At 64.3% G+C, this 24,280-nt stretch carries 23 protein-coding genes and 1 other RNA gene; 17 read left to right on the forward strand and 7 right to left on the reverse strand.

Annotated elements, in window-relative coordinates; genetic code table 11:
• Window positions 1–172: 172 nt before the first annotated feature.
• The 4 genes from D7S89_RS02465 to trxA all read right to left on the reverse strand — a co-directional run bounded on the left by D7S89_RS02465 (window position 173) and on the right by trxA (window position 3,252).
• On the reverse strand, window positions 173–433 hold the full coding sequence (locus D7S89_RS02465; protein ID WP_121276019.1) for a type B 50S ribosomal protein L31: 261 nt from the start codon (window positions 431–433) through the stop codon (window positions 173–175).
• 136 nt (window positions 434–569) lie between these two features.
• On the reverse strand, window positions 570–1,394 hold the full coding sequence (locus D7S89_RS02470) for a M90 family metallopeptidase (protein ID WP_121275265.1): 825 nt from the start codon (window positions 1,392–1,394) through the stop codon (window positions 570–572).
• Between the two features lie 77 nt (window positions 1,395–1,471).
• On the reverse strand, window positions 1,472–2,734 hold the full coding sequence (rho, locus tag D7S89_RS02475) for a transcription termination factor Rho (protein ID WP_121275267.1): 1,263 nt from the start codon (window positions 2,732–2,734) through the stop codon (window positions 1,472–1,474).
• Between the two features lie 191 nt (window positions 2,735–2,925).
• Window positions 2,926–3,252, reverse strand: coding sequence for a thioredoxin TrxA (gene trxA, locus D7S89_RS02480; RefSeq protein ID WP_121275269.1), 327 nt, complete (start codon window positions 3,250–3,252; stop codon window positions 2,926–2,928).
• Between the two features lie 361 nt (window positions 3,253–3,613).
• On the opposite strand from trxA, the gene ffs reads away from it, so the two are divergent.
• The 5 genes from ffs to D7S89_RS02505 all read left to right on the forward strand — a co-directional run bounded on the left by ffs (window position 3,614) and on the right by D7S89_RS02505 (window position 8,574).
• Window positions 3,614–3,712: signal recognition particle sRNA small type (gene ffs / locus D7S89_RS02485), an RNA gene on the forward strand.
• 132 nt (window positions 3,713–3,844) lie between these two features.
• The gene (locus tag D7S89_RS02490) at window positions 3,845–6,238 is read left to right on the forward strand and encodes a DNA polymerase III subunit gamma/tau (RefSeq protein WP_121275271.1); all 2,394 of its coding nucleotides are present in this window, start codon (window positions 3,845–3,847) and stop codon (window positions 6,236–6,238) included.
• Between the two features lie 121 nt (window positions 6,239–6,359).
• On the forward strand, window positions 6,360–6,686 hold the full coding sequence (locus D7S89_RS02495; RefSeq protein ID WP_121275273.1) for a YbaB/EbfC family nucleoid-associated protein: 327 nt from the start codon (window positions 6,360–6,362) through the stop codon (window positions 6,684–6,686).
• Window positions 6,687–6,726: 40 nt separating this feature from the next.
• The gene (recR, locus tag D7S89_RS02500; protein WP_121275275.1) at window positions 6,727–7,323 is read left to right on the forward strand and encodes a recombination mediator RecR; all 597 of its coding nucleotides are present in this window, start codon (window positions 6,727–6,729) and stop codon (window positions 7,321–7,323) included.
• 45 nt (window positions 7,324–7,368) lie between these two features.
• Window positions 7,369–8,574 (forward strand): CaiB/BaiF CoA transferase family protein, encoded by a 1,206-nt coding sequence (locus D7S89_RS02505; RefSeq protein WP_121275277.1) that lies wholly within the window; start codon window positions 7,369–7,371, stop codon window positions 8,572–8,574.
• A 36-nt stretch (window positions 8,575–8,610) separates the two neighbouring features.
• Here the strand turns inward: D7S89_RS02505 and D7S89_RS02510 are convergent, their stop codons facing one another.
• A complete protein-coding gene (locus D7S89_RS02510; RefSeq protein WP_121275279.1) occupies window positions 8,611–9,585 on the reverse strand; it encodes an NADPH:quinone oxidoreductase family protein in 975 nt (324 codons plus the stop codon).
• A gap of 135 nt (window positions 9,586–9,720) precedes the next feature.
• On the opposite strand from D7S89_RS02510, the gene surE reads away from it, so the two are divergent.
• From surE to D7S89_RS02535, 5 genes are read left to right on the forward strand one after another with little or no spacing between them, the layout of a single operon-like run.
• Window positions 9,721–10,479 (forward strand): 5'/3'-nucleotidase SurE, encoded by a 759-nt coding sequence (surE, locus tag D7S89_RS02515; RefSeq protein WP_121275281.1) that lies wholly within the window; start codon window positions 9,721–9,723, stop codon window positions 10,477–10,479.
• Window positions 10,476–11,354 carry a protein-L-isoaspartate(D-aspartate) O-methyltransferase gene (locus D7S89_RS02520; RefSeq protein WP_121276021.1) on the forward strand — a complete coding sequence of 293 codons (879 nt, stop codon included), beginning with the start codon at window positions 10,476–10,478 and terminating at the stop codon, window positions 11,352–11,354. The genes surE and D7S89_RS02520 overlap by 4 nt, the downstream gene beginning before the upstream one ends.
• Before the next feature lie 5 nt (window positions 11,355–11,359).
• Window positions 11,360–12,310 (forward strand): peptidoglycan DD-metalloendopeptidase family protein, encoded by a 951-nt coding sequence (locus D7S89_RS02525; protein ID WP_121275283.1) that lies wholly within the window; start codon window positions 11,360–11,362, stop codon window positions 12,308–12,310.
• An 11-nt stretch (window positions 12,311–12,321) separates the two neighbouring features.
• The gene (gene rpoS / locus D7S89_RS02530; protein WP_121275285.1) at window positions 12,322–13,416 is read left to right on the forward strand and encodes an RNA polymerase sigma factor RpoS; all 1,095 of its coding nucleotides are present in this window, start codon (window positions 12,322–12,324) and stop codon (window positions 13,414–13,416) included.
• A 5-nt stretch (window positions 13,417–13,421) separates the two neighbouring features.
• Complete coding sequence (locus D7S89_RS02535; protein ID WP_121275287.1) at window positions 13,422–14,198, forward strand: 3'-5' exonuclease; 777 nt, start codon at window positions 13,422–13,424, stop codon at window positions 14,196–14,198.
• Between the two features lie 62 nt (window positions 14,199–14,260).
• On the opposite strand, the gene D7S89_RS02540 is transcribed toward D7S89_RS02535, so the two are convergent.
• Window positions 14,261–15,115 carry an endonuclease/exonuclease/phosphatase family protein gene (locus tag D7S89_RS02540; protein ID WP_121275289.1) on the reverse strand — a complete coding sequence of 285 codons (855 nt, stop codon included), beginning with the start codon at window positions 15,113–15,115 and terminating at the stop codon, window positions 14,261–14,263.
• Window positions 15,116–15,288: 173 nt separating this feature from the next.
• Here D7S89_RS02540 and rlmD point away from each other — a divergent pair, with 173 nt between their 5' ends.
• Window positions 15,289–16,596: a 23S rRNA (uracil(1939)-C(5))-methyltransferase RlmD gene (gene rlmD, locus D7S89_RS02545; protein ID WP_425470731.1), complete on the forward strand. Its 1,308-nt coding sequence runs from the start codon at window positions 15,289–15,291 to the stop codon at window positions 16,594–16,596.
• A gap of 81 nt (window positions 16,597–16,677) precedes the next feature.
• Here the strand turns inward: rlmD and D7S89_RS02550 are convergent, their stop codons facing one another.
• Complete coding sequence (locus D7S89_RS02550) at window positions 16,678–17,373, reverse strand: Bax inhibitor-1/YccA family protein (RefSeq protein WP_121275291.1); 696 nt, start codon at window positions 17,371–17,373, stop codon at window positions 16,678–16,680.
• A gap of 253 nt (window positions 17,374–17,626) precedes the next feature.
• Between D7S89_RS02550 and ndk the strand changes: the two genes are divergently transcribed.
• From ndk to D7S89_RS02580, 6 genes are all read left to right on the forward strand, one after another.
• Window positions 17,627–18,052 carry a nucleoside-diphosphate kinase gene (gene ndk, locus D7S89_RS02555; protein WP_121275293.1) on the forward strand — a complete coding sequence of 142 codons (426 nt, stop codon included), beginning with the start codon at window positions 17,627–17,629 and terminating at the stop codon, window positions 18,050–18,052.
• Window positions 18,053–18,174: 122 nt separating this feature from the next.
• Window positions 18,175–19,317, forward strand: a complete 1,143-nt coding sequence (gene rlmN, locus D7S89_RS02560) for a dual-specificity RNA methyltransferase RlmN (protein ID WP_121275295.1) — start codon at window positions 18,175–18,177, stop codon at window positions 19,315–19,317.
• Between the two features lie 164 nt (window positions 19,318–19,481).
• Window positions 19,482–20,726: a helix-turn-helix domain-containing protein gene (locus tag D7S89_RS02565; protein WP_121275297.1), complete on the forward strand. Its 1,245-nt coding sequence runs from the start codon at window positions 19,482–19,484 to the stop codon at window positions 20,724–20,726.
• Between the two features lie 89 nt (window positions 20,727–20,815).
• Window positions 20,816–22,126, forward strand: coding sequence for a flavodoxin-dependent (E)-4-hydroxy-3-methylbut-2-enyl-diphosphate synthase (ispG, locus tag D7S89_RS02570; RefSeq protein ID WP_121275299.1), 1,311 nt, complete (start codon window positions 20,816–20,818; stop codon window positions 22,124–22,126).
• A gap of 19 nt (window positions 22,127–22,145) precedes the next feature.
• The gene (gene hisS, locus D7S89_RS02575) at window positions 22,146–23,486 is read left to right on the forward strand and encodes a histidine--tRNA ligase (protein ID WP_121275301.1); all 1,341 of its coding nucleotides are present in this window, start codon (window positions 22,146–22,148) and stop codon (window positions 23,484–23,486) included.
• 138 nt (window positions 23,487–23,624) lie between these two features.
• A complete protein-coding gene (locus D7S89_RS02580; RefSeq protein ID WP_121275302.1) occupies window positions 23,625–24,254 on the forward strand; it encodes a tetratricopeptide repeat protein in 630 nt (209 codons plus the stop codon).
• The last annotated feature ends 26 nt before the right edge of the window (window positions 24,255–24,280 follow it).

The following is a 24,280-nucleotide window of genomic DNA, read 5'->3' on the forward strand; positions in this document are numbered from 1 at the left end:
TACTTATACGGCGCGTGGGGCGCGAGAACCGGCATTGTAGACGCCTGTGGCGCAGTGCGTCAGAAGCGTATCGACTCGCAGCGTCGCTTGACATGTCCAGCAAATGAAAAAAGGGCAGCGTAGGCTGCCCTTTTTCGATCCGGCGCAGGGCCGGTACGCGAACATCGCGGTATTACTTCGCCTTGCCGGTTGCGCGTGCGCCGAACTTCTTGTTGAACTTCTCGACGCGGCCAGCCGTGTCCATGATCTTTTGCTGGCCCGTGTAGAACGGGTGCGATTCCGACGAGACTTCGATCTTGGCGAGCGGGTAGGTCTTGCCGTTGAATTCGGCCGTTTCGCGCGTCTGGATGGTCGAGCGCGTCACGAACTTGAAGTCGTTCGACACGTCGATGAACAGGACTTCGCGGTAATCGGGGTGAATGCCTTCTTTCATGGTCTTTCCTTTGGTCTGGCGGTAGCCAACCCGCTGCTTTGCCGCGCGAGCCACTTGCCTAAGGTCGAAAAACGGCAATTATGCCAGAAAATCAGTCGGTTGACGAATTTTTGGTGCGCGAGCCACTGCGGCACAGTCAGGCGAGTACGCCTGTGCGGGCGGGGTCCTGTCGGTAATAGCGTGCGAGCAGGCGATAGAGTTCGGGATACTCGGCCTCGAATGTGCCCGGCTGCACGAACAGCGCTTCGCTGCATACGGCGAAGAATTCCGACGGGTGATCGGCCGCGTAAGGGTCGATCAGCGATTCGCGCTCGAAACGCGCCCAGCGGCGTTGCGGCACGGCATCGACTTTTCCGCAGAAGTTGTCGTAGGCATGGTCGAACACGTTGGCCCAGGCAGCGGCATCGAGCGGTGCGTGCCAGCGCCGGAACAGCGGAGGGTGGCCGTTCGTTTCGCCCGTCAGCATGTCGATCTTATGGGCGAACTCGTGGATGACGACGTTGTAAGCGTCGCGCGCATCGGTCATTTGCGCGTCTTCCCACGACAGGATCACGGGACCGCCTTCCCAGGCCTCGCCGCTCGCATCCTGCTCGACCTCGTGCACGACGCCGTCTTCGTCCTCGACCGTCTTGCGAATCACGAACTCGCCCGGATAGACGACCACGCCGACCCAGCCGCGATACAGATCGAGGCTCAGGTTCAGCACGGGCAAGCACGCTTGGGCCGCGATGCTGACGATCATCGCATCGGTCAGTTCGAGGCCGTGGGCCGTCGAAAATTCCTTCTGGGCGATGAACAGGCTCGCCATCTCGCGCAGGCGCGCGAGGTCGGGTGCATCGAGGTGGGTGAGGAACGGGAGCGCGTCGAGCGTGGCCTGCCACAGTTCGTCGGCGATCGGGTGCTTGCGCAGCGCACGTTCGCGGCGCCGCGTGTCGAGCCAGCGAGTCAGCTTCGAGAGCATCGGAGGAGTGGCGGCCGAGGAGGTCGGCGCCACGAGGCGAGGCGGATCTCGCCTCGTGGCGCAGATGGCGTGCGGCGTCAGCCGCCGCGGCGCATCAGATCGAAGAACTCGGAGTTGCCCTTCGTCTGGCGGATTTTGTCGAGCAGGAATTCCATTGCCTCGACTTCATCCATGTCGTGAATGAACTTGCGCAGCACCCAGATCTTTTGAAGGATCTCGGGCTTGATCAGCAGTTCTTCGCGGCGCGTGCCCGACTTGTTCAGGTTGAGCGACGGATAGACGCGCTTTTCCGCGAGGCGGCGCTCGAGGTGCACTTCCATGTTGCCGGTGCCCTTGAACTCTTCGTAGATCACGTCGTCCATGCGGCTGCCCGTCTCGATCAGCGCGGTGCCGATGATCGTGAGCGAGCCGCCTTCCTCGATGTTGCGCGCCGCGCCGAAGAAACGCTTCGGACGCTGCAGCGCGTTGGCATCGACACCGCCGGTGAGCACCTTGCCCGAGGCCGGAATGACCGTGTTGTAGGCGCGTGCGAGGCGCGTGATCGAGTCGAGCAGAATCACGACGTCGTGCTTCATTTCGACGAGACGCTTGGCCTTCTCGATGACCATTTCGGCCACTTGCACGTGACGCGTAGCAGGCTCGTCGAACGTCGAGGCGACCACTTCGCCCGCCACCGAGCGCTGCATTTCGGTCACTTCTTCGGGGCGCTCGTCGATGAGCAGGACGAACAGCACGACGTCGGGGTGGTTCTGCTTGATCGCGTGCGCGATGTGCTGAAGCATGACCGTCTTGCCCGACTTCGGCGACGCGACGAGCAGGCCGCGCTGGCCTTTGCCGATCGGCGCGATCATGTCGATGATGCGGCCGGTCACGTTTTCTTCGCCGCGCATTTCGCGCTCGAGCAGCAGCGGCTTGTTCGGATGCAGCGGCGTGAGGTTCTCGAACATGATCTTATGTTTCGAGGCCTCGGGCGGCTGACCGTTGACCTTGTCGACCTTCACGAGTGCGAAGTAGCGCTCGCCGTCTTTCGGCGTGCGGACTTCACCTTCGATCGTGTCGCCCGTATGCAGGTTGAAACGGCGGATTTGCGACGGGCTGATATAGATATCGTCGGTGCTCGCGAGATACGACATTTCCGGCGAACGCAGGAAGCCGAATCCGTCGGGCAGCACTTCGAGCGTGCCGTCGCCGAAAATCGTCTCGCCGGTTTTGGCGCGCTTCTTGAGGATGGCGAACATCAATTCCTGCTTGCGCAGGCGGTTCGCGCTTTCGATCTCGAGGCCATTCGCCATCTCGATCAATTGAGACACGTGCAGAGACTTAAGCTCGGATAAATGCATACGGAGATCCCGTCAGGGAGAGAAGGTGCGACGAAAGATTTGGGAGGAGAATGAGCGGAACCGCTCAAGGACGTTATATGTCTTCTTGACGTCTTATGATTCTAGCATAGCATACGCCGGATCACGCCTGAGCGGCTGATCGGACGGTGCGTCAGGCCTGTTGCCGTCTCACAACAGGCCCGATGGTTCGATCAAAGGTGGCTGTCGAGGAACGCCGTCAATTGCGACTTCGACAACGCGCCGACCTTCTGGGCCGCCACTGCGCCGTTCTTGAACAGAATCAGCGTCGGGATGCCGCGCACGCCGAACTTGGCCGGCGTCGCCTGGTTGTCGTCGACGTTGATCTTCGCGATCTGCAGCTTGTCGGCGTAGTCCTTCGCGACTTCGTCGAGGATCGGGGCGATCATCTTGCAGGGGCCGCACCATTCGGCCCAAAAATCGAGAAGCACGGGCTTGTCGGATTTCACGACGTCGATTTCGAACGACGCGTCGCTGATGTGTTTGATTTGTTCGCTCATGTATATGTACCTCTTCGGGTTCGAAGCCCGCATCTGAATTGCCCGCACGATACACCAAAACGGGAAAACGTTCCGGGCGCGCTCGCACCGGTGGGGCGAGGCGATACGCCGATGGCGAATGCTGTCCCGGGTGCCGTGAGGATGCTCAATGCCGACCGTTGTCGTTCGCGGGTCGTCCGGCTGTCATATTAGCCCAAATCGCTATGTGTCGTGCGCGGCGATAGCCGCCATGCGCACGGTGTGCCGACCCGTGTTCGCTATGTCGCGTTTCGGTTGCGCAGCATAGCGAAGGCGAGGGTGCAGGTCGCCTCCATGCAATGAACAGTCGCGCATCGCAGCAAGCGGTGATAGAATGCGACGTGACGGGCCTCCTCGCATGGTGGGGCGGTCAACCTGGTCAGGTCGGGAACGAAGCAGCCACAGCCGTTTTCCGCCAGTGCCGAGGGTCGGGCTCGTCACCTTCGCTTTTTGCCTTCCGTATTTTTCCCTCCCCGCATCGCTCGCTTTTCCGCCTGTTTTACCTCCAGCGTTCGTTTCCGTTTTGCGCTTGCATCGTGCTTTGGCGCTGCATCGTTGCTGATACAATTTCGCGATGACCTATCAAGTTCTCGCACGCAAATGGCGGCCGAAGGATTTCGCTTCGCTCGTCGGACAGGAACACGTCGTTCGTGCGCTGACGCACGCGCTTGACGGCGGGCGTCTGCACCACGCCTATCTGTTCACCGGAACGCGCGGCGTCGGCAAGACGACGCTCTCGCGCATCTTTTCGAAAGCGCTCAACTGCGAAACCGGCGTGACGTCGACGCCGTGCGGCGTGTGCCGTGCCTGCCGGGAAATCGACGAAGGGCGTTTCGTCGACTACGTCGAAATGGATGCGGCGAGCAATCGCGGCGTCGACGAAATGGCGGCGCTGCTCGAGCGCGCCGTCTATGCGCCCGTCGATGCGCGCTTCAAGGTCTACATGATCGACGAAGTGCACATGCTCACGAACCATGCGTTCAACGCCATGTTGAAGACGCTGGAGGAGCCGCCGCCGCACATCAAGTTCATCCTCGCGACGACCGATCCGCAAAAGATTCCCGTGACGGTGCTGTCGCGCTGTCTGCAGTTCAACCTCAAGCAGATGCCGGCCGGGCACATCGTCAGCCATTTGGAGGGCATCCTCGAAGCCGAAAGCATCCCGTTCGAGCTGCAGGCGTTGCGGCTGCTCGCGCGGGCGGCTGAAGGCAGCATGCGCGATGCGCTGTCGTTGACCGATCAGGCCATCGCCTATTCGGCCAACGAAGTCACCGAAGACGCCGTGCGCGGCATGCTCGGCGCGCTCGACCAGAGCTATCTGATCCGCCTCGTCGACGCACTCGTGGCCGGCGACGGTGCGCAGGTGCTGTCGGTCGCCGACGAGATGGCGTTGCGCAGTCTGTCGTTCTCGACCGCGCTGCAAGATCTGGCCAGTCTCTTTCATCGCATCGCTTGGGCGCAGTTCGCGCCGGCGTCGGTGCTCGACGAATGGCCCGAGGCGAACGACCTGCGCCGCTTCGCACAGACGCTGACGCCCGAAGAAGTCCAGTTGTTCTATCAAATCGCCACGATCGGACGCAGCGAACTCGGGCTGGCGCCCGACGAGTACGCGGGTTTCACGATGACCTTGCTGCGGATGCTCGCGTTCGAGCCGGCCGCGCAGGGGGCAGGTGGAGCGGGCCCTGGCCCGAAGGCCGTCGCGCCCGTCGAGCGAGCCGCGGCAAGCCGTGCTGGTGCGGCCGTTTCCGCCCAGCAGGCAACGGCTGCCGCGGGCGAGTCGAGTCCGGCGCGAGCGCCGATGCCCCGCGGTGCGAGTGCCGCGACGGCGGAGCGCGTGTCTGCCGCGCCTGCGCGGCCCCGTGAGCCGGCGGTGTCGGCTATGCAAACGAACGATGTCGCTTCGGCTGTGCCACGTGTCGCTGATGCGACTGCCGCCGAGGGCGTGCGGCGCGAAACGCCGATGGCCGCCGCGGCTGCTGTGCCTGAATCCGAACCCGAGCCTGAGCCCGCTGTCGCTGAGCCGCCAGCGCGCGGCGAGTCCCCAGGCGCGAGCGAAGCCGCTTCGATGGTTGGGGGCACGCCGGCGGCCGAACCGGCGCCGGCGGCGTCTTCGGCCGAAGACGTAGCGCCGCGCCGCGCCGGCGGTGCAAGTGCTGCGCTCGATGTGCTGCGCAATGCGGGCCTGCGCGTGTCGACCGATCGCAACCGCGGTGCGGCTGCCGCCCAGCCTGCCAGTGCGCCGGCACCCAAGCCGGCTGCGCCGCGCCCGGCCGTTCAGGTGCCGGTGCCGCGCGCGCGCCGCGAAGAGCCGCCTGCGCAGGTGGCCGCTGCGGTGTCGTCGACGTCATCGACGCCGCCGTGGGACGATGCGCCGCCGCTCGACGACTATCTGCCGTCCTCATCGGCCGAAGACGCTTATTTCGCGCTGCCTGACGACGGCTTCGCGCCGGCGTTCGAAAGCGGCCCTGACGACCTGCGCTTCGAGACCAGGCCCGCGGTGCCCGCGACGCCTGCTGCTCCGCAGGTCGACCTGAGCACGTTGCCGCCCGGCATCGCGCTCGATTCGATCGGCTTCACGGGCGACTGGCCCGCGCTGGCGGCCGAGCTTTCGCTGACGGGCGTCGCGCATCAGCTCGCCTTCAACAGCGAGCTGACCGGGCTCGAAGGTGCCACGCTCAAGCTCAGCGTGCCGGTGCCGCAATATGCCGATCAGGCGCAAGTGACCAAGCTGAAGGCGGCGCTGGCCGAGCGGCTCGGCAAGCCTGTCGAGGTGTCGGTCGAGGTCGGGCCGGCTCGCCGCACGGCCGCCGCGCTCGCAGCGGCCGCTCGCGCGGAACGCCAGCGCGAGGCCGAGCGCGAGATCGACGCCGACCCGTTCGTGCAGGCGCTGATTCGCGACTTCGGCGCGAGCATCGTGCCGGGTTCGGTCAAGCCGCTATCGCCCGACGCGGGCGCCGCCGCGCACTGACACACACGTCGTAAAGCACTGCCAACGCAAACAAAAAACAGCGCACGTTTTCGCTACCACTCGCGGCGTCCGGTCGTCCGGATGCCGCCTTGAACATCCACACGATCAAAGGAGCACGTCCATGATGAAAGGCCAACTCGCAGGGCTCATGAAGCAAGCCCAGCAGATGCAGGAAAACATGAAGAAGATGCAGGAGCAGCTCGCGGAGATCGAGGTCGAAGGGCAGTCGGGCGCGGGGCTCGTCAAGGTATTGATGACCTGCAAGAACGACGTGCGCCGCGTCACGATCGATCCGAGCCTGCTGGCCGACGACAAGGACATGCTCGAAGACCTCGTCGCCGCCGCGTTCAACGATGCGGTGCGCAAGGCCGAAGCGACGGCGCAGGAAAAGATGGGCGGCATGACGGCGGGTCTGCCGTTGCCGCCGGGTTTCAAGCTCCCGTTCTGAGCGAGCCCGATTCGCGTTCGCACGCATCCGAACCCCATCCATGAAACAGCCTTCCGCTCTCGTTGCGCTTGTCGAGGCGCTGCGCGTGCTGCCCGGTGTCGGACCCAAATCCGCACAACGGATGGCGTACCACCTGATGCAGCACGATCGAGAAGGGGCCGAGCGGCTGGGCCGCTCGCTGCTCTTTGCGACCGAGCATTTGCAGCACTGCGAGAAGTGCAACACGTTCACCGAGGCGCGCATCTGCGATGTGTGCAGTGACGAGGAGCGCGACCCGACGTTGCTGTGCGTGGTCGAGACGCCCGCGGACCAGATCATGCTCGAACAGACGATGACCTACCGCGGGCTCTATTTCGTGCTGATGGGGCGTCTGAGCCCGCTCGACGGTATCGGTCCGAAGGAGATTCACTTCGACCGGCTCGTCAAGCGCGCGTCCGACGGCGTCGTCAAAGAAGTTGTGCTCGCAACCAATTTTACGAATGAAGGCGAAGCGACGGCGCACTATCTGGCGCAGACGCTGAAGGCGCGCGACCTGTCGGTGACGCGCCTGGCGCGCGGCGTGCCGGTCGGCGGCGAGCTCGAATACGTCGACGCAGGCACGATCGCGCGCGCGATGCTCGATCGGCGCACGCTCTAGCTGGCGCGACGCGTTGCGCCGTTTTCGTTTCGATCCGAGGTCAACATGAATGCATCCGCCGGCCCGCTCGCGGGCGTCAAGGTGCTCGAGCTCGGCACGCTGATTGCGGGGCCGTTCGCTGCGCGCTTTCTAGGCGAATTCGGCGCCGAGGTCGTCAAGATCGAAGACCCCAACGGCGGGGACCCGCTGCGCAAGTGGCGCATGCTGTATCCCGAGGCGGGCGGCACCTCGTTGTGGTGGGCCGTGCAGGCTCGCAACAAGAAATCGGTGACGGTCAACCTCAAGGCCGAGGAGGGCAAGGAGATCGTGCGTCGCCTGGCAAGCGAGGCCGATATCGTCATCGAGAATTTCCGGCCGGGCCTGCTCGAAAAGCTTGGGCTCGGCTATGACGTACTGAGCGCGCAAAACCCTGGTCTGGTCATGGTGCGTCTGTCCGGTTACGGGCAGACGGGCCCGTACCGCGATCGGCCCGGCTTCGGCTCGATCGCCGAGTCGATGGGCGGCTTGCGCCACATTACCGGCTATCCCGAGCTGCCGCCGCCGCGCATCGGCATTTCGATCGGCGATTCGATCGCGGCACTGCACGCCGTAATCGGCGCGATGATGGCACTGCACCATCGGCGCGCGAACGGCGGCAAGGGGCAGGTCGTCGATGTCGCGCTTTACGAAGCCGTTTTCAACCTGATGGAAAGCATCGTGCCCGAGTACGGCGTGTATGGCGCCGTGCGCGAGCGCACGGGGGCTTCGCTGCCGGGCATCGTGCCGTCGAACACCTATGCATGCAAGGACGGCGGCCTCGTCGTGGGCGGCAACAGCGATCCGATCTTCAAGCGGCTCATGACGGCCATCGGCCGCAGCGATCTGGCCGACGACCCAGGACTTGCGCACAACGACGGACGTGTGCCGCGCACGAAGGAGATCGACGAGGCGATCGGGGCTTGGCTGGCCGAGAGGACGATCGACGAAGCGCTCGAGGTGCTCAACGCGGCCGACGTGCCCGTGGGACGTATCTACAGCGTCGCCGACATGTTCGACGATCCGCAGTACGCCGCGCGCGAGATGATCCAGCGCTTCAAGTGGCAGGGCGAGCTCGACATCGCATTGCCGAACGTGACGCCGAAGCTGTCGGAGACGCCGGGCGGCACGCGCTGGCTGGGCCCGGCGCTCGGCGAGCACACCGACGAAGTCTTGCGTGGGCTCGGCTATCGCGACGACGAGATCGCTTCGCTGCACGAACGCAAAATCATTTGAACGCTCATTGGAGCGCGTGCGCTCGACGCAGCTGCGTTACGGTGTGATGACGATTTTGCCGGTCACGCGCCGCTCGGCCATGTCGCGCAACGCGCGGCCCGTCTCGTCGAGCGGATAGCGCGCGCTGACGAGCGGGCGCAGCTTGCCTTCCTTGAGCCACCCGAACAGTTCGCCAAACGCTGCCGCATTGCGCTGCGGCTCGCGCTTGGCGAATTCCCCCCAGAACACGCCGACGAGGTTCGCGCCCTTGAGCAGCACGAGGTTGAGCGGCAGCTTCGGGATCTCGCCGTTCGCGAAGCCGACCACGAGATAGCGGCCGCGCCAGGCGATGCTGCGAAACGCCGGCTCGGCGTAGATGCCGCCGACCGGATCGTAGACGACGTCCGGGCCACGGCCTTCGGTCAGCGCGGCGATGCGCGCGCGCAGATCCTCGCGCGCGTACTGGATCGTCGCATCGGCACCGTGCGCGACGCATACCGCGAGTTTCTCGTCGCTCGATGCGGCCGCGATGACGCGCGCACCAAGGGCCTTGCCGATTTCGATGGCCGCGAGGCCGACACCGCCCGCTGCGCCGAGTACGAGCATCGTCTCGCCGGCCTTGAGCGCGGCACGGTCGACAACGGCATGGTGCGACGTGCCGTAAGCCAGCGTGAACGCAGCAGCGGTCGCGAAATCAGCGCCTTCTGGCATGGGCGAGCAGGCCTCGGCCGGCGCGAGTGCTTGCTCGGCAAACCCGCCGATACGCGTAAACGCGAAGACGGCCATGCCGGGCCGCAGATGACTCACGCCCGGTCCGACGGCGCGTACCACGCCGGCCAGTTCCGAGCCTGGCGTGAACGGCAGCGCGGGCTTGAATTGATACTTGTTCTCGATGACGAGCACATCGGGAAAGTTGACGCTGGCGGCCTTCACGTCGATGACGACCTCACCGGCACCGGGTGTCGGATCAGGTAACGTCTCGACCACGAGCGTCTCGGGCGGGCCGTACTCTTTGCAGCGAATCGCGCGCATCGTCTCTCCTTGTCGGGACCGATGCGATGCAGTGTAGAACAGGGCGAACGACCGTGCCTTTTCTCGCGCCACACGCTCTTGTCAGACGGGTGAACGATCGCTCTGAGCGACGGTCTCCTCGGTTACAATCGACGAATGCGAATCCTACTCAGCAACGACGACGGTTATCTGGCGCCCGGCCTTGCCGCGCTCTATCAAGCGCTGAAGTCCCTCGGCGAGGTGACGGTGATGGCGCCCGAGCAAAATTGCAGCGGCGCATCGAACTCGCTGACGCTCTCGCGGCCGCTGTCGGTGCTGCGCTCGGCGAACGGTTTTTACTACGTGAACGGCACGCCGACCGACTCGGTCCACATCGCGCTGACCGGCATGCTCGACGACAAGCCCGATCTCGTCGTCTCGGGCATCAACAACGGCCAGAATGTGGGCGAAGACACACTCTACTCGGGCACCGTCGCCGCGGCGACGGAAGGCGTGATGTTCGGGGTGCCGGCGATCGCGTTTTCGCTCGTCGAAAAGGACTGGATTCATCTCGAAGATGCCGCGCGCGTTGCGCTCGACATCGTCAAGCATTTCCTCGCGAATCCGCTGCCGGGCCATCCGCTGCTCAACGTGAACATTCCGAATCGGCCCTACGACCAATTGGGCGAGTGGGCCGTGACACGTCTCGGCAAGCGCCACCCGTCGCAGCCCGTGATTCGCCAAACCAATCCGCGTGGCGAGCCGATCTACTGGATCGGTCCGTCGGGCGCCGCGCTCGACGCGAGCGAAGGAACCGATTTCCACGCGCTCGCCAACGGCCGTGTGTCGATCACACCCCTCCAGCTCGATCTGACGCATACCCAAATGTTGGACGCGACGCACGAATGGGCGCGTGCGGGACGCCACGGTTCATGACGAGCGAGCGCGCTAAGCGTTTTCCCCTAGGGCTTGCCGACCTCGAACGCAAGCCGCGCACCAGCACGGCTGCGCCGCGGGCAGGCAGCGACGAGCGCGCACGCGCGCGCACGAATGCGGCGCCGCGCGAGGCGGGATTGCTGCGGGCTGACATGCCAGCGTCGCACGGTCTGGAGAAAATGGGCGCGCCCAGAATGGGGGCGCCCAATGTCGCGCTGACAGGCGCGCTTGCCCTGACGTCGGAACGTGTGCGCGAGCGCATGGTCGAACGCCTTCGAACCAATGGCGTGCTCGATGCACGCGTGCTTCATGCGATGTCGGTCGTGCCGCGCCACATGTTCGTCGACCCGGGACTCGCCGCTCAGGCCTATGAGGATGCGGCGTTGCCGATCGGGCATCAGCAGACGATCTCGAAGCCGTCCGTCGTCGCGCGCATGCTCGAGCTCGCCGCGGCGGGGCGTGAACTGCAACGTGTGCTCGAAATCGGCACCGGCTGCGGTTACCAGGCCGCGGTGCTGAGCCGCATGGCAGGCGACGTGTATTCGATCGAGCGAATCAAGCCGCTGTACGAGCGCGCCAAGATCAATCTGCGTCCGCTGCGCGTGCCGAACATTCGCCTGCATTACGGCGACGGCCGGCTGGGTTTGCCCGCGGCGGCACCGTTCGACGCGATCGTGATTGCGGCTGCCGGGCTCGACGTGCCGCAGGCGCTGCTCGAGCAGCTTGCGATCGGCGGGCGGCTCGTGGCGCCGGTCGGCGCGCAGAGCGGGCAGAACCAAGTACTTACCCTGGTCGAGCGCGTCTCGAACAGTCAATGGCGAGAGTCGCGGCTTGATCGCGTTTTCTTTGTCCCCTTAAAATCCGGAGTAATTTGATACCGATGTCTATGTTGCGCGCGATGCAGAGAAATAAAGAAAATGTCCGATTGACCGTCGCTCAGCGCGTCATGTGTGCGGTAGCTCTGTCGACGCTCGCCGCTTGTGCGACGCGACTCGATCAGGCTCCCGTCGTCGATCGTTCGGGCACGCTCGCCACGCAGCCGGGTGCTGGTACGCCGATGCAATCGGCCGCTCAGCCTGCGGTGCCGCTCGCGCCTCCGCCGCCGGGCTATTACCGCGTGAAGCCGGGCGAGACGTTGTATCGCATCGCGCTCGACAATGGCCAGAACTATCGCGACATCGCCGCGTGGAACAACTTGGCCGATCCGAACCGGATCGAAGTGGGGCAACTGCTGCGCGTCGTGCCGCCGGGTGCCGCGAACAATGCGGCCGTGACGCCGGGCGTTGCGACTGCGCCCGTCGTGGGCGCACAACCGGTGCAGAGCGCGCCGCTGTCGCCCACCACCAGTGCACCGCCTGCTTCAGTGGCGAGTCAGGCGATGCCGCCGATGTACGGTTCAGGCTCGACGGCCACGACGATTCCTGCACAGCCGCCCGCCGCAAGCGACACCACCGCAGGCGTTGGCAACGTTTCGTTCGCGTGGCCGGCACATGGCCCGATCGTCGGCAGGTTCGACGATCAGAAGAACAAGGGGCTCAATATCGGCGGGGCACCTGGCGATCCAGTGAAGGCTGCCGCAGATGGACGTGTTGTCTACGCAGGAAATGGGCTGCGCGGTTACGGCAATCTCATTATCATCAAGCACAATGCAACGTATCTGACCGCATATGCACACAACCGAGCTTTGATGGTAAAAGAAGGGGACTCGGTGACCAAAGGGCAGAAGATCGCCGAGATGGGCAACAGCGATGCGGATAGAGTGATGTTGCACTTCGAAGTACGCCAGCAGGGCAAACCTGTCGACCCACAGAAATACTTGCCTCCGCAATAAGCGATACGACCATGCCGAAATCGAAGCGTCGCAACCAGCAAGCCGAAACGGACACGCTCAGTCGAGTCGGGCACGAAATGGTGCAGGACTCAGGCGCTTCGATCGAGCCCGAAGACGAGCCCGCCGAGACGGAGAGCGAGTTCGAGAGTGAGGCGTCGTCGGCCGATGCCGACGAAGGCAGCGACGCACGCGAAGAGGCAGGCGAAGCTGCTCCGGATCCCGACGACTTCCGCGCGCTGTTGCAGGCGGAGCTCACGGCCGACACGATCCAGCATTACTTGAACCGTATCAGCGTGAAGCCGCTGCTGACGGTCGAGGAAGAGCAACGCTATTCGAGGCTGGCCAAGGCCGGTGAATTCGAGGCTCGGCAGGTCATGATCGAGCGCAATCTGCGGCTCGTCGTGAGCATCGCGAAGGGGTATCTGAATCGCGGCGTGCCGCTGCTCGATCTCATCGAAGAAGGCAACCTCGGCCTCATGCACGCGATCGAGAAATTCGATCCGACGCGCGGTTTCCGTTTCTCCACTTACGCAACGTGGTGGATTCGGCAGAGCATCGAGCGCGCGATCATGAATCAGGCACGCACCGTGCGGCTGCCCGTGCACGTGATCCGCGAGTTGAACCAGGTGCTGCGCGCCAAGCGCCATCTCGAGAAAAACTCGATGAATTCGGGTGAGGCGAGCGAGCGTCGCGACGCGAGCATCGACGATATCGCGTATTTGACCGGCAAGACCAGCGACGAGGTGACCGACATCCTCGCGCTGAACGAGCACACTGCATCGCTCGATGCGCCGCTCGATCTCGATCCGGCGAGTAGCCTGCTCGATCTGCTGTCGGACGATCAGAGTCAATCGCCCGACGCCGAAGTGCAGCATCGCGAGCTCGAGACGCTCACGCGCGCATGGCTGTCACGGTTGTCGGACAAACATCGCCACGTGATCGAGCGTCGCTTCGGGCTTAATCACATCGAGCCTGCGACACTCGAGGAGCTGGCCGATGAAATGGGCCTCACGCGCGAGCGCGTGCGGCAGATTCAACAAGAAGCGCTCGTGCGTTTGAAGCGCTTTTTCGCGTCCAACGGCGTGCGCAAGGACGCTGTGCTTTAACACAGATGACACCGATTCTCGTTTTCGACATCGAGACGATTCCCGATGTCGCCGGCATTCGTCGTCTCGACGATTTGCCGGCTTCAATGAGCGACGCCGAAGTCGCCGAACATGCGTTTGCCGCGCGTCGCGAAAAGACGGGCAGCGATTTCCTGCCGCACCACCTGCAGCGCGTCGCGGCGATCTCGTGCGTCTTTCGTGACCGTAGCGGGTTGCGCGTGCGTTCGCTGGGCACCGTCGAAGACGACGAGGCCACCTTGATCCAGTCGTTCTATCGCGTGATCGAAAAGTACACGCCGCAGCTCGTGTCGTGGAACGGCGGGGGTTTCGATCTGCCTGTGCTGCACTATCGTGCGCTCGTGCACGGCATTGCCGCCTCGCGCTATTGGGACCTCGGCGAAGACGATCGCGACTTCAAGTGGAACAACTACATCAGCCGCTATCACTCGCGTCATACGGACTTGATGGACGTGCTCGCGATGTATCAGGCGCGCGCCAATGCGCCGCTCGATGCGCTCGCGAAGCTGTGCGGGTTTCCGGGCAAGCTCGGCATGGACGGCGGTCAGGTATGGCATGCCTTCCGCGAAGGCCGCATCGACGAGATCCGCAATTATTGCGAGACGGACGTCGTCAACACGTACCTGCTGTACTGCCGGTTTCAGTTGATGCGCGGCGCGTCCACGCCCGACGAATACGCCGACGAGATTGCCTTCGTCAAACAGTCGCTCGCGCAGGAGGCCGGCGCGCATTGGGGCGAGTATCTGGCCGCTTTCGCTGAATAGACAGACCGCCTGGATGGCGCGCTCGCCGGCGCTCACGAATTGAGTTTGCCCCTGAAAACGATTTAATCGAGCTCGAGCACGATCGGCTGATGGTCGGACGCTTGCGTCACGCCGTCGATCTCGCAGCGCCGCAAGCGGCTGCGCAAGTCGTCCGTGACGAATACGAAATCGCACGCGATCGCCCCTTCGCTCCATTGCACGGTGTCGTAGACTCCTGCCGTCGGCGGCGGCATTTGTCCCGGGTGTAGCGCGCACCAGGCATCGACAAAGCCGGGTGCCCCTTGTATCGGGGCGAGAAAGCGCCGGTAGGCCGGCGAATCGAATGCGCTGTTGAAGTCGCCGCAGACAATGGCGCTCGAGGGCCGTGCCGTGGGGGCGAACGGGCCGCTCGTATTCTCGGCCGTCGCGGGATGGGCGGCATGGTCAAGCGCCTCGAGATGCAAGCGCCGCAGTTCGTCGACCTGAGCGAGCCGCTGCTTCAGCGAATAGAATTCGAGATGGGTGACGACGATGCGCAGTGGCCCGTTCGGCGCGCGCACCATCGCTTCGAGCGCGACGCGCTGCATTGACGGCGCACTCGCATCGGCGGGCCACGGCAGTGTATGCCGGATGGCGAGCTCGGCGGGCAGGCGCGTGGCGATCGCATTGCCGAACTGGCGTCTCGGGCCTGTGCCGTCAAGCGGCGGCAGATCGGCGCCGATGGCCTCGAGCACGGTAAAGCCGGGCAGAGCCGCGGCGAGCTCGGCAAATTGATCGTTCGATGGGCCGCCCGGCAGCACGTGGAAGCCGCGCGTGACCTCCTGCAGGCAGATCACGTCGAAGTCGGCCAGGGCCTGCGCTTCACGGATCGTGCGGGCAAGATCGACCGTCCCGCTTGCGTCGCGCCCCCATTGGATGTTCCAACTGATCAGTCGCATCTGCAAACCTCCGTTGCGCCGCGCCGTTCGTCTACAATCTCGCCTTTCGTCCCATGACCGCCAGGAAGCCGCAGGTGTCCGAATCTCCCCGCAGTACCGTGCAGCCGATCAAGCGCGCGGCGCAGTCCGTTGCTCCCGTTAGTGCCCCAATTCTCGACGTCGACTCGCTCGACATGGAGGCGCGCGGCGTCGGTCGCCTCGTGACCGAGGATGGCGAGCCCGGCAAAGTGATTTTCGTCGAAGGCGCGTTGCCGGGTGAGCGCGTCACGTATTCGAGTTATCGCAAGAAGCCGAGTTTCGAGCAAGCGCAAGTCGTCGACGTCCTGCGCGCCAGCGCGCAGCGCGTGACCCCTCAATGCGCGTTCTTCGGCACGTGCGGCGGCTGTTCGATGCAGCATCTGGAGGTGCGTGCGCAGGTCGCGGTCAAGCAGCGCGTGCTCGAAGACAATCTCTGGCACCTCGCGAAGCTGCGGCCCGAGACGGTGTTCAGGCCGATCCACGGCCCGTCGTGGGGATACCGTTACCGTGCGCGTTTGACCGTGCGACACGTCGCAAAAAAAGGCGGCGTGCTGGTGGGCTTTCACGAAAAAAAGAGCAGCTACGTCGCCGACATGACGAGCTGCGAAGTGTTGCCGCCTCATGTTTCGGCGATGCTCGTGCCGCTGCGCCGGCTGGTCGAGAGCTTGTCGATTCGCGATCGTCTGCCGCAGATCGAGGTGGCGGTGGGCGCGAGCGTGACGGCACTCGTGCTGCGCGTGCTGGAGCCGCTGACGGCCGACGATGAGGCGCGCGTCCGTGCCTTTGCCGACGAGCACGAGGGCGTGCAGTTCTGGCTGCAGCCGAAGGGGCCGGATACGGTGGTGCCGTTTTACCCGCTCGACATCGAGCTCGACTACACGCTGCCCGAATTCAACATCCGGATGCCGTTCAAGCCGACCGATTTCACGCAGGTCAACCATGCGATCAACCGTGTGCTGGTGGGCCGCGCCGCGCGGCTGCTGGCACCCGCGCGCACCGACCGCGTGCTCGATCTGTTCTGTGGCATCGGCAATTTCACGCTGCCGTTGGCACGGCTGGCGCGCGAGGTCATGGGCATCGAAGGCAGCGAGACCCTGACGACGCGCGCGCTCGCCAACGCGAAGGCCAACGGTGTCGACGGCCATACGTCGTTCGCCTGCCGCAACCTGTTCGAGGTAACGGCCGACGACTTGCGTGCACTCGGCGCGTTCGACAAGTATCTGATCGATCCTCCGCGCGAAGGCGCGCTGGCGGTTTCGAAGGCGCTTGCCGAGATTGCGCAAAGCGGCGAAGGTCCGTTGCCGAGCCGTATCGTCTATGTCTCGTGCAACCCGGCCACGCTTGCGCGCGACGCGGGCCTGCTCGTGCACGAGGCCGGCTATCGCCTGAAGGCCGCTGGCGTGGTCAACATGTTCCCGCACACGTCCCACGTCGAATCGATCGCACTGTTCGAACGCGACTGATCGGCCGGGAATCGCAGCGCCCATAAAAAAACGGCCCGAGGGCCGTTTTTTTGTGGCGTGGTACGCGCGTCGATCAGTTGCTCAGTTGCGATTGCCGCCGAAGATACCGAGCAGCGAGAGCAGGTTGACGAACACGTTGTACAGGTCGAGATAAATCGCGAGCGTGGCCGTGATGTAGTTGGTCTCGCCGCCGTTCACCACGCGTTGCACGTCGAACAGCATGTAAGCCGAGAAGATGACGATCGCGAGCACTGAAACGGTCAGCATCAAGGCCGGCAGGTGCAGGAAGATGTTCGCGACCGAGGCGAGCAGCAACACCAGCACGCCGACGAACAGCCACTTGCCGAGACCCGTGAAGTCACGCTTGCTGACCGTGGCGATCGTAGCCATCGCGGTGAAGATGATGCCCGTGCCGCCGAAGGCGAGCATGATCAGCGCCGGCCCGTTCGAGAAGCCGAGAATGAAGCTCAGCAGCCGCGACAGCATGAGGCCCATGAAGAACGTGAAGCCGAGCAGCACGACGACGCCGACGGCGCTGTCCTTCGTGCGTTGGATCGCGAACATGAAGCCGAAGGCGATCGCGAAGAAGGCCAGCATGCTCATGGCCGGGCTCGTGGCGGCGAACAGCGAAAAGCCGGTCGCCACGCCGACCCAGGCCCCGAGGATGGTGGGCACCATCGACAGCGCGAGCAGCCAGTAAGTGTTCCGTAGCACGCGATTGCGGATTTCTGCCGTGGCGAGTCCGCCGCGACCGAAGTTGTACGGGTAGTCGTTCATGCTTTCTCCTTGCGTAAGACGCAGCCACACTGGGTAGCGATTCGTGCGAGGCGGCGCAGGTAGGGCTGCCTCGAGGTCCCGCACAGTAAGATAGGTACGGTTGACGGGAGTTTCAACGGCGCACCGGATTGCGCGGCTGCGCCCGCTCACGCACCTTTCGTTCGTGTAAGGGTTCGATCGCAATCATACACCGGAACATGCTACAATTGCAGATTCCTTGGAATCCGTAACCCCTTAATTTTTTGGAGTTTTTATGGCGATCGAGCGTACTCTGTCGATTATCAAGCCCGATGCAGTGGCGAAAAACGTGATTGGCCAGATCTACAGCCGCTTCGAAGGCGCGAGCCTGAAGGTCATCGCAGCGCGTATGGTGCATCTGTCGCGTGCTGACGCTGAGAAATTCTACGCCGTTCACGCTGCGCGTCCGTTCTTCAAGGATCTCGTCGAGTTCATGATTTCGGGCCCCGTGATGGTGCAAGTGCTCGAAGGCGAGAACGCGATCCTCAAGAACCGCGAACTGATGGGCGCGACCGATCCGAAGAAGGCTGATAAGGGCACGATCCGCGCCGACTTCGCCGACAGCATCGACGCCAACGCAGTGCACGGCTCGGACGCACCGGAAACGGCTGGCGTCGAAATCGCCTTCTTCTTCCCGGCAGTCAACGTCTACTCGCGCTGATTCCCGGAGTAAGGCCCCGAAGCCGATCTGGCGCGAGCGGCCCCAAACGCGCCGTCGCACTCGCTTCGCGAGGTTGCGACGGTACGCGCGGTGCTCTTCGCACTGAAACAGCAGGATCCGAAATGACGAGCAGTACAACCGTCAACCTTCTCGACCTCGATGCCGAGGGCCTCGTCGCCTACTGCGACAGCCTCGGTGAGAAGCCGTTTCGCGCCAAGCAATTGCAGCGCTGGATTCACCAGTACAACGCTGCCGATTTCGACGGCATGACCGATCTCGCGAAGTCGTTGCGGGCCAAGCTCAAAGGGCGCGCAACGATCACGATGCCGGATGTGGTCAGCGACCACCAGTCGGCGGACGGGACGCGCAAGTGGCTCGTCGACGTCGGCAACGGCAATGCCGTGGAAACCGTGTTCATCCCCGAAGAGACTCGCGGCACGCTGTGCGTGTCGTCGCAGGCAGGGTGCGCGGTCAACTGCCGGTTCTGCTCGACCGGCAAGCAAGGTTTTTCCCGCAATCTGACGACCGGCGAGATCATCAGCCAGCTGCGCATGGCCGAGTTCACGCTGCGTGAGGCGCTTGGCCGCCCCGCACAATCCGATACCAAAGGCGAGCGCGTCATCACGAACGTCGTGATGATGGGCATGGGCGAGCCGCTGCTCAACTACGACGCGGTCGTGCCGGCGCTGCGCCTCATGCTCGACGACAACGCTTACGGCCTGTCGCGTCGACGCGTGACGGTCTCGACCTCGGGGGTCGTGCCGATGATGGACCGGCTCGGCGCCGATCTGCCCGTGGCGCTCGCGGTATCGCTGCACGCGCCGAACGACGCGCTGCGCGACGAGCTCGTGCCGCTCAACAAGAAATATCCGCTGCGCGAGCTGATGGCTGCGTGTCAGCGGTATCTGAAGGTCGCGCCGCGCGACTTCATCACGTTCGAATATTGCATGCTCGACGGTGTCAACGATACCGACGCGCATGCGCGCGAGCTGCTCGCGGTCACGGCCGATGTGCCGTGCAAATTCAATCTGATCCCGTTCAACCCGTTCCCGGAATCGGGATTGCTGCGCTCCAAAAACGAGCGTATCAAGCGCTTCGCGCAAATCCTCATCGATGCGGGAATCGTGACGACCGTGCGCAAGACGCGCGGCGACGATATCGATGCCGCGTGCGGCCAGCTCGCCGGCGAGGTCATGGATCGTACCCGGCTCGCCGAGCGTACCGGGCGCGCGGGCAAGGTCATCGAGGTCCGGCGGGTGCAGTAGGCCGGCACGAAGCGGCAAGTCGCGCCGCGCAGGGAGTAGCGACATCTGGTGGATAAGCGGTACGCGTTGCCGCGCAGTTTTGTTATAACGGTTTGCGTTGCGTGGCGAAATGAATGGCCGCGCTAAGCGCACAGGTGAAAAGAATCGACGCGAGAGGATCAGGGATGAGTGAGCAGCAGCATCCGCAATCAGATGGCACGCAGCCGAACGCAGGCCGTTCAGGTAGTGACGCCGACGGCTACGCCGCACACCAGGCGGGGCAGACGTCGTTCGAGTCGCTAGCCGCGGCTGGCGCGCGGCTAGCGCAGCTGCGCGAGGCCAAGGGCTGGTCCGTCGACGATGTTTCGGCGCGGCTCAAAGTCTCGCCGCCGAAGATGCGGGCACTCGAAGCAGGGGACATCAGCCATTTGCCGGGCACGACCTTCGCACTCGGCGTCGTGCGTGCCTACGCGAAGATGCTCGGGACCGATCCGGCACCGTTCACGCAAGCGCTGCGCCGTGAGAAAGGCGAGCCTGAACCCGACCTGTCGATGCCCGCTTCGACGGGTGCCGATATGCCGCGCGGACGCGTGTCCGTATCGCTCGGCAGTACGCAGCGCCATCGTTCGTGGTGGTGGGGCGTCGCCGCGGTGGTCGTCGGGTTGGTCGCGCTCGTCATGTGGCGCTCGGGCGGCGAGTCGCATGCCTGGCTGGCGCGTTTGAAGGCGAGCGCCAACGGTGTCGCGGCCAACGCCAGTAGCGCTTCGGCGGCAGCTCAAAGTCAGGCTGTCGTGCAGCAGCCTGTGATCGAACAAGGCGCCTCGGTGGCGTCGGGCGTCGCGCTCGAAGCCTCGGCGGCGAGCGAGGCTAGCGGTGCGGCGGCGATGGCCTCGGCTACCGCGCCGGCGACGGCTGCATCGGCTTCGGCCGCGTCGGCCCAAACGACGACGCAAGCCGCCGCTCAAACGGCTGTCCAAACGACGACGCAGCCGGCCACCGCACAAACGCCGGCACCGGCTTCGGCGGCGTCCGCCGCCGTCGCGAAGACGCCGGCAGCGCAAACGGCATCGGAGACTCCGGCAGCGAAAGCGGCGTCGGCGGCCCCGGCAGCGAAGGCGCCCGCAACGGCGCAAGAGGCGAGCGCTTCGCAAGCGGCATCGGCAGCCGCCGCGCCCGCCTTGGCCGGCACGGCGACGGTGGGCGTGACGGTCACACAAGACAGCTGGTTCAGCGTCCGCGACAAGGATGGCAAGGAGGTGTTCTCCGGCCTCGTGCACGCCGGCGACACGAAGGAAGTGTCGGGCGTGCCGCCGTTCAAGGTGACGGCGGGCAACCGGGCCGGGCTCGAGTCGATGACGTTCGACGGTCAGCCCGTCGACGCCGCCAAGTACTCGGGCAAGGGCAACGTCGCTCGTTTCTCTCTGCCGTAAGCGCTAAGCGCCGCGATTGCCACGCGCGGCGCGTTCTCAAATTCTGCGCCACGCCGCTTGAGGCGTGGCGCGCTTTGCAAACAGGATTAATGGGTCTTTCGATGCATTCCGACAGCGACAGCAGCAGTCAGATTTGTTCTTCCGAACCGATTTTCGGCGGACATGCGCCGCGGCGCGCTTCGCACGCGGTGGACGTCCGTTGGGGCGGCAACCTCGTGACGATCGGAGGCGATGCGCCGGTGCGTGTGCAGTCGATGACGAACACGGATACGGCCGATGCGATCGGTACGGCCATCCAGGTCAAGGAGTTGGCGCAGGCGGGCTCCGAGCTCGTGCGCATTACCGTGAACACGCCCGAAGCGGCCCAGGCCGTGCCGGCGGTTCGCGAGCAGCTCGACCGCATGGGCGTCACCGTGCCGCTCGTGGGCGATTTCCACTACAACGGCCATCTGCTGCTGCGCGACTACCCGGCGTGCGCCGAGGCGCTCTCGAAGTACCGCATCAACCCCGGCAACGTGGGTCAGGGCGCCAAGCGCGATACGCAGTTCGCGCAGATGATCGAAGCGGCCGCCCGCTATGACAAACCGGTTCGCATCGGCGTGAACTGGGGCAGTCTCGACCAGGATCTGCTCGCGAAGATGATGGACGAGAACGCCTCGCGGGCTCAGCCGTGGGAAGCGCAAAGCGTGATGTACGAAGCGCTGATCCAGTCGGCGATCGGCTCGGCCGAGCGTGCAGTGGAACTGGGTTTGGCGCGTGAGCGCATCGTGCTGTCGTGCAAGGTCAGTGGGGTGCAGGACCTCATCGCCGTCTACCGTGAACTCGCGCGCCGTTGCCGTTTCGCGCTGCACTTGGGCCTGACCGAAGCGGGGATGGGTTCGAAGGGCATCGTCGCGTCGACGGCTGCACTGAGCGTGCTGCTGCAAGAGGGCATCGGTGACACGATCCGCATTTCGCTGACGCCCGAGCCTGGCGCGTCGCGCACGGGCGAGGTCATCGTCGGACAGGAAATCCTGCAGACGATGGGCCTGCGCTCGTTCACGCCGATGGTCGTCGCATGCCCGGGTTGCGGCCGCACGACGAGCACGCTGTTCCAGGAGCTGGCCTCGCAGATCCAGTCGTACCTGCGCGCGCAGATGCCCGTGTGGCGCGATCAGTACCCCGGCGTCGAGAAGATGCACGTCGCGGTGATGGGCTGTATCGTGAACGGCCCCGGCGAATCGAAGCAGGCGAACATCGGCATCAGCTTGCCGGGTTCGGGCGAAAACCCCGCGGCGCCCGTCTTCATCGACGGCGAAAAAGTGAAGACGCTGCGCGGCGAGCGCATCGCAGAGGAATTCCAGCAAATCGTCAGCGACTACGTCGAGCGCCGTTATGGCCGCGCGAGCGTCGCGAACTAACTCGTTCACCGAATAGAGCATGACTGAACAGAAGAGAAAAGCCGAAAAACTCGCTGGCGTCAAAGGCATGAACGACGTCTTGCCGCAAGACGCCGCGCTGTGGGAGTTTTTCGAAGCGACCGTCAAATCGATGCTGCGCGCGTACGGCTATCAGAACATCCGCACGCCGATCGTCGAACACACGCAGCTGTTCACGCGCGGCATCGGTGAGGTCACCGACATCGTCGAAAAGGAGATGTACAGCTTCGTCGATGCGCTGAACGGCGAGAACCTGACGCTGCGCCCCGAGAACACGGCAGCCGTCGTGCGCTCGGCCATCGAGCACAACCTGCTTTACGACGGCCCGAAGCGGCTCTGGTACATCGGTCCGATGTTCCGCCACGAGCGCCCGCAGCGCGGCCGTTATCGCCAGTTCCATCAGGTCGGCGTCGAAGCGCTCGGCTTTGCCGGCCCCGATGCCGACGCCGAAATCATCATGATGTGTCAGCGTCTGTGGGACGACCTCGGCCTGACGGGCATTCGCCTCGAGATCAACTCGCTCGGGCTGGCCGAAGAGCGTGCCGCGCATCGCGTCGAGCTGATCAAGTATCTCGAGCAGCACGTCGACGTGCTCGATGCCGATGCGCAGCGCCGTCTCTATACGAACCCGCTGCGCGTGCTCGATACGAAGAACCCGGCGCTGCAGGAGATTGCGCAAAACGCGCCGAAGCTGATCGATTTCCTCGGCGAGGCATCGCTCGCGCACTTCGAAGGGCTGCAGCGTCTGCTGAAGGCGAACAACATTCCGTTCACGATCAATCCGCGTCTCGTGCGCGGCCTCGATTACTACAACCTCACGGTGTTCGAGTGGGTGACGGACAAGCTGGGTGCGCAAGGGACCGTCGCCGCTGGCGGGCGCTACGATCCGCTGATCGAGCAACTGGGCGGTAAGCCGACGGCGGCATGCGGCTGGGCGATGGGCGTGGAGCGGATTCTCGAGCTCCTCAAGGAAGAGAGCCTCGTGCCGCAGGAAGAGGGCTGCGACGTGTACGTCGTGCACCAGGGCGACGTGGCGCGCGAGCAGGCGTTCATCATCGCCGAGCGTTTGCGCGATACGGGGCTCGATGTGATTCTGCATTGCAGCGCCGACGGCGCGTCGGCCAGCTTCAAGTCGCAGATGAAGCGTGCCGATGCGAGCGGCGCGGCGTTCGCGGTGATCCTCGGCGACGACGAAATCGCGAACGGCACGGTCGGTATCAAACCGCTGCGCGATCTGAGCGAACGAGGCGAAAAGAGCGAACAACAGAGCGTGCCGGTCGAAAACTTGACCGAATTTCTAATCAATGCGATGGTTGCAACCGCCGAAGACGGCGACGACTGACGCGAGACGCGCGCCGAGCAAGGATTGGGAGGGCGGCGCACTGGCGTCGCGGCAATCGATGGGCAGAGGGGTGTCGTCACGACACCCATCCGTATCTCGACAATCACAAGGCCCGAGAAAAGAAGGAATCGTTTGGCGATGAGTTATCACGACGAACAAGAATCGATAGAAAGTTTTAAGGCCTGGTGGGCGCAATGGGGCAACTCGACCACCTGGATCGTGCTCGTGGCGCTCGTCGCGGCCGCTGGCTGGAACGGCTGGAATTACTGGCAACGGCATCAGGCTGCGCAGGCCGCCGTGCTGTATGAGCAGGTTCAGCAGGCGATGACGGCCAACGACAAGGCAAGCGTCGCACGTGATGCTGGCACGATGGAATCGCGCTTCGGCGGTACGGCCTACGCGCAGATGACGGCGCTCGCCAGCGCGAAGGTGCTGTACGATGCGGGCGACGCTGCGGGCGCGAAAGCGCAGCTGCAATGGGCTGTCGACCATGCGAAGGACGACGAATACAAGGAAATCGCGAAGCTGCGCCTCGCGGCTGTGCTGCTCGACGAGAAAGCATATGACGCCGGGCTCGCGCTGCTTGCGGGCACGCCGCCGGAAGGCTTCACTGGCGTCGTCGCCGATCGCCGCGGCGATCTGCTGGCGGCCGCCGGCAAACGTGACGAGGCTCGTGCGGCCTATCAGCTCGCGCTCGCTTCGCTGGCGAAGGGCGACGCTCAAATGCGTCAACTGATCCAGTTCAAGCTCGACGCGCTCGGCGGCTGAGCGGCGCAAGCTGCCCGCTCGGTTCG

The organism is Trinickia fusca (assembly GCF_003628145.1).
GTDB lineage: Bacteria > Pseudomonadota > Gammaproteobacteria > Burkholderiales > Burkholderiaceae > Trinickia > Trinickia fusca.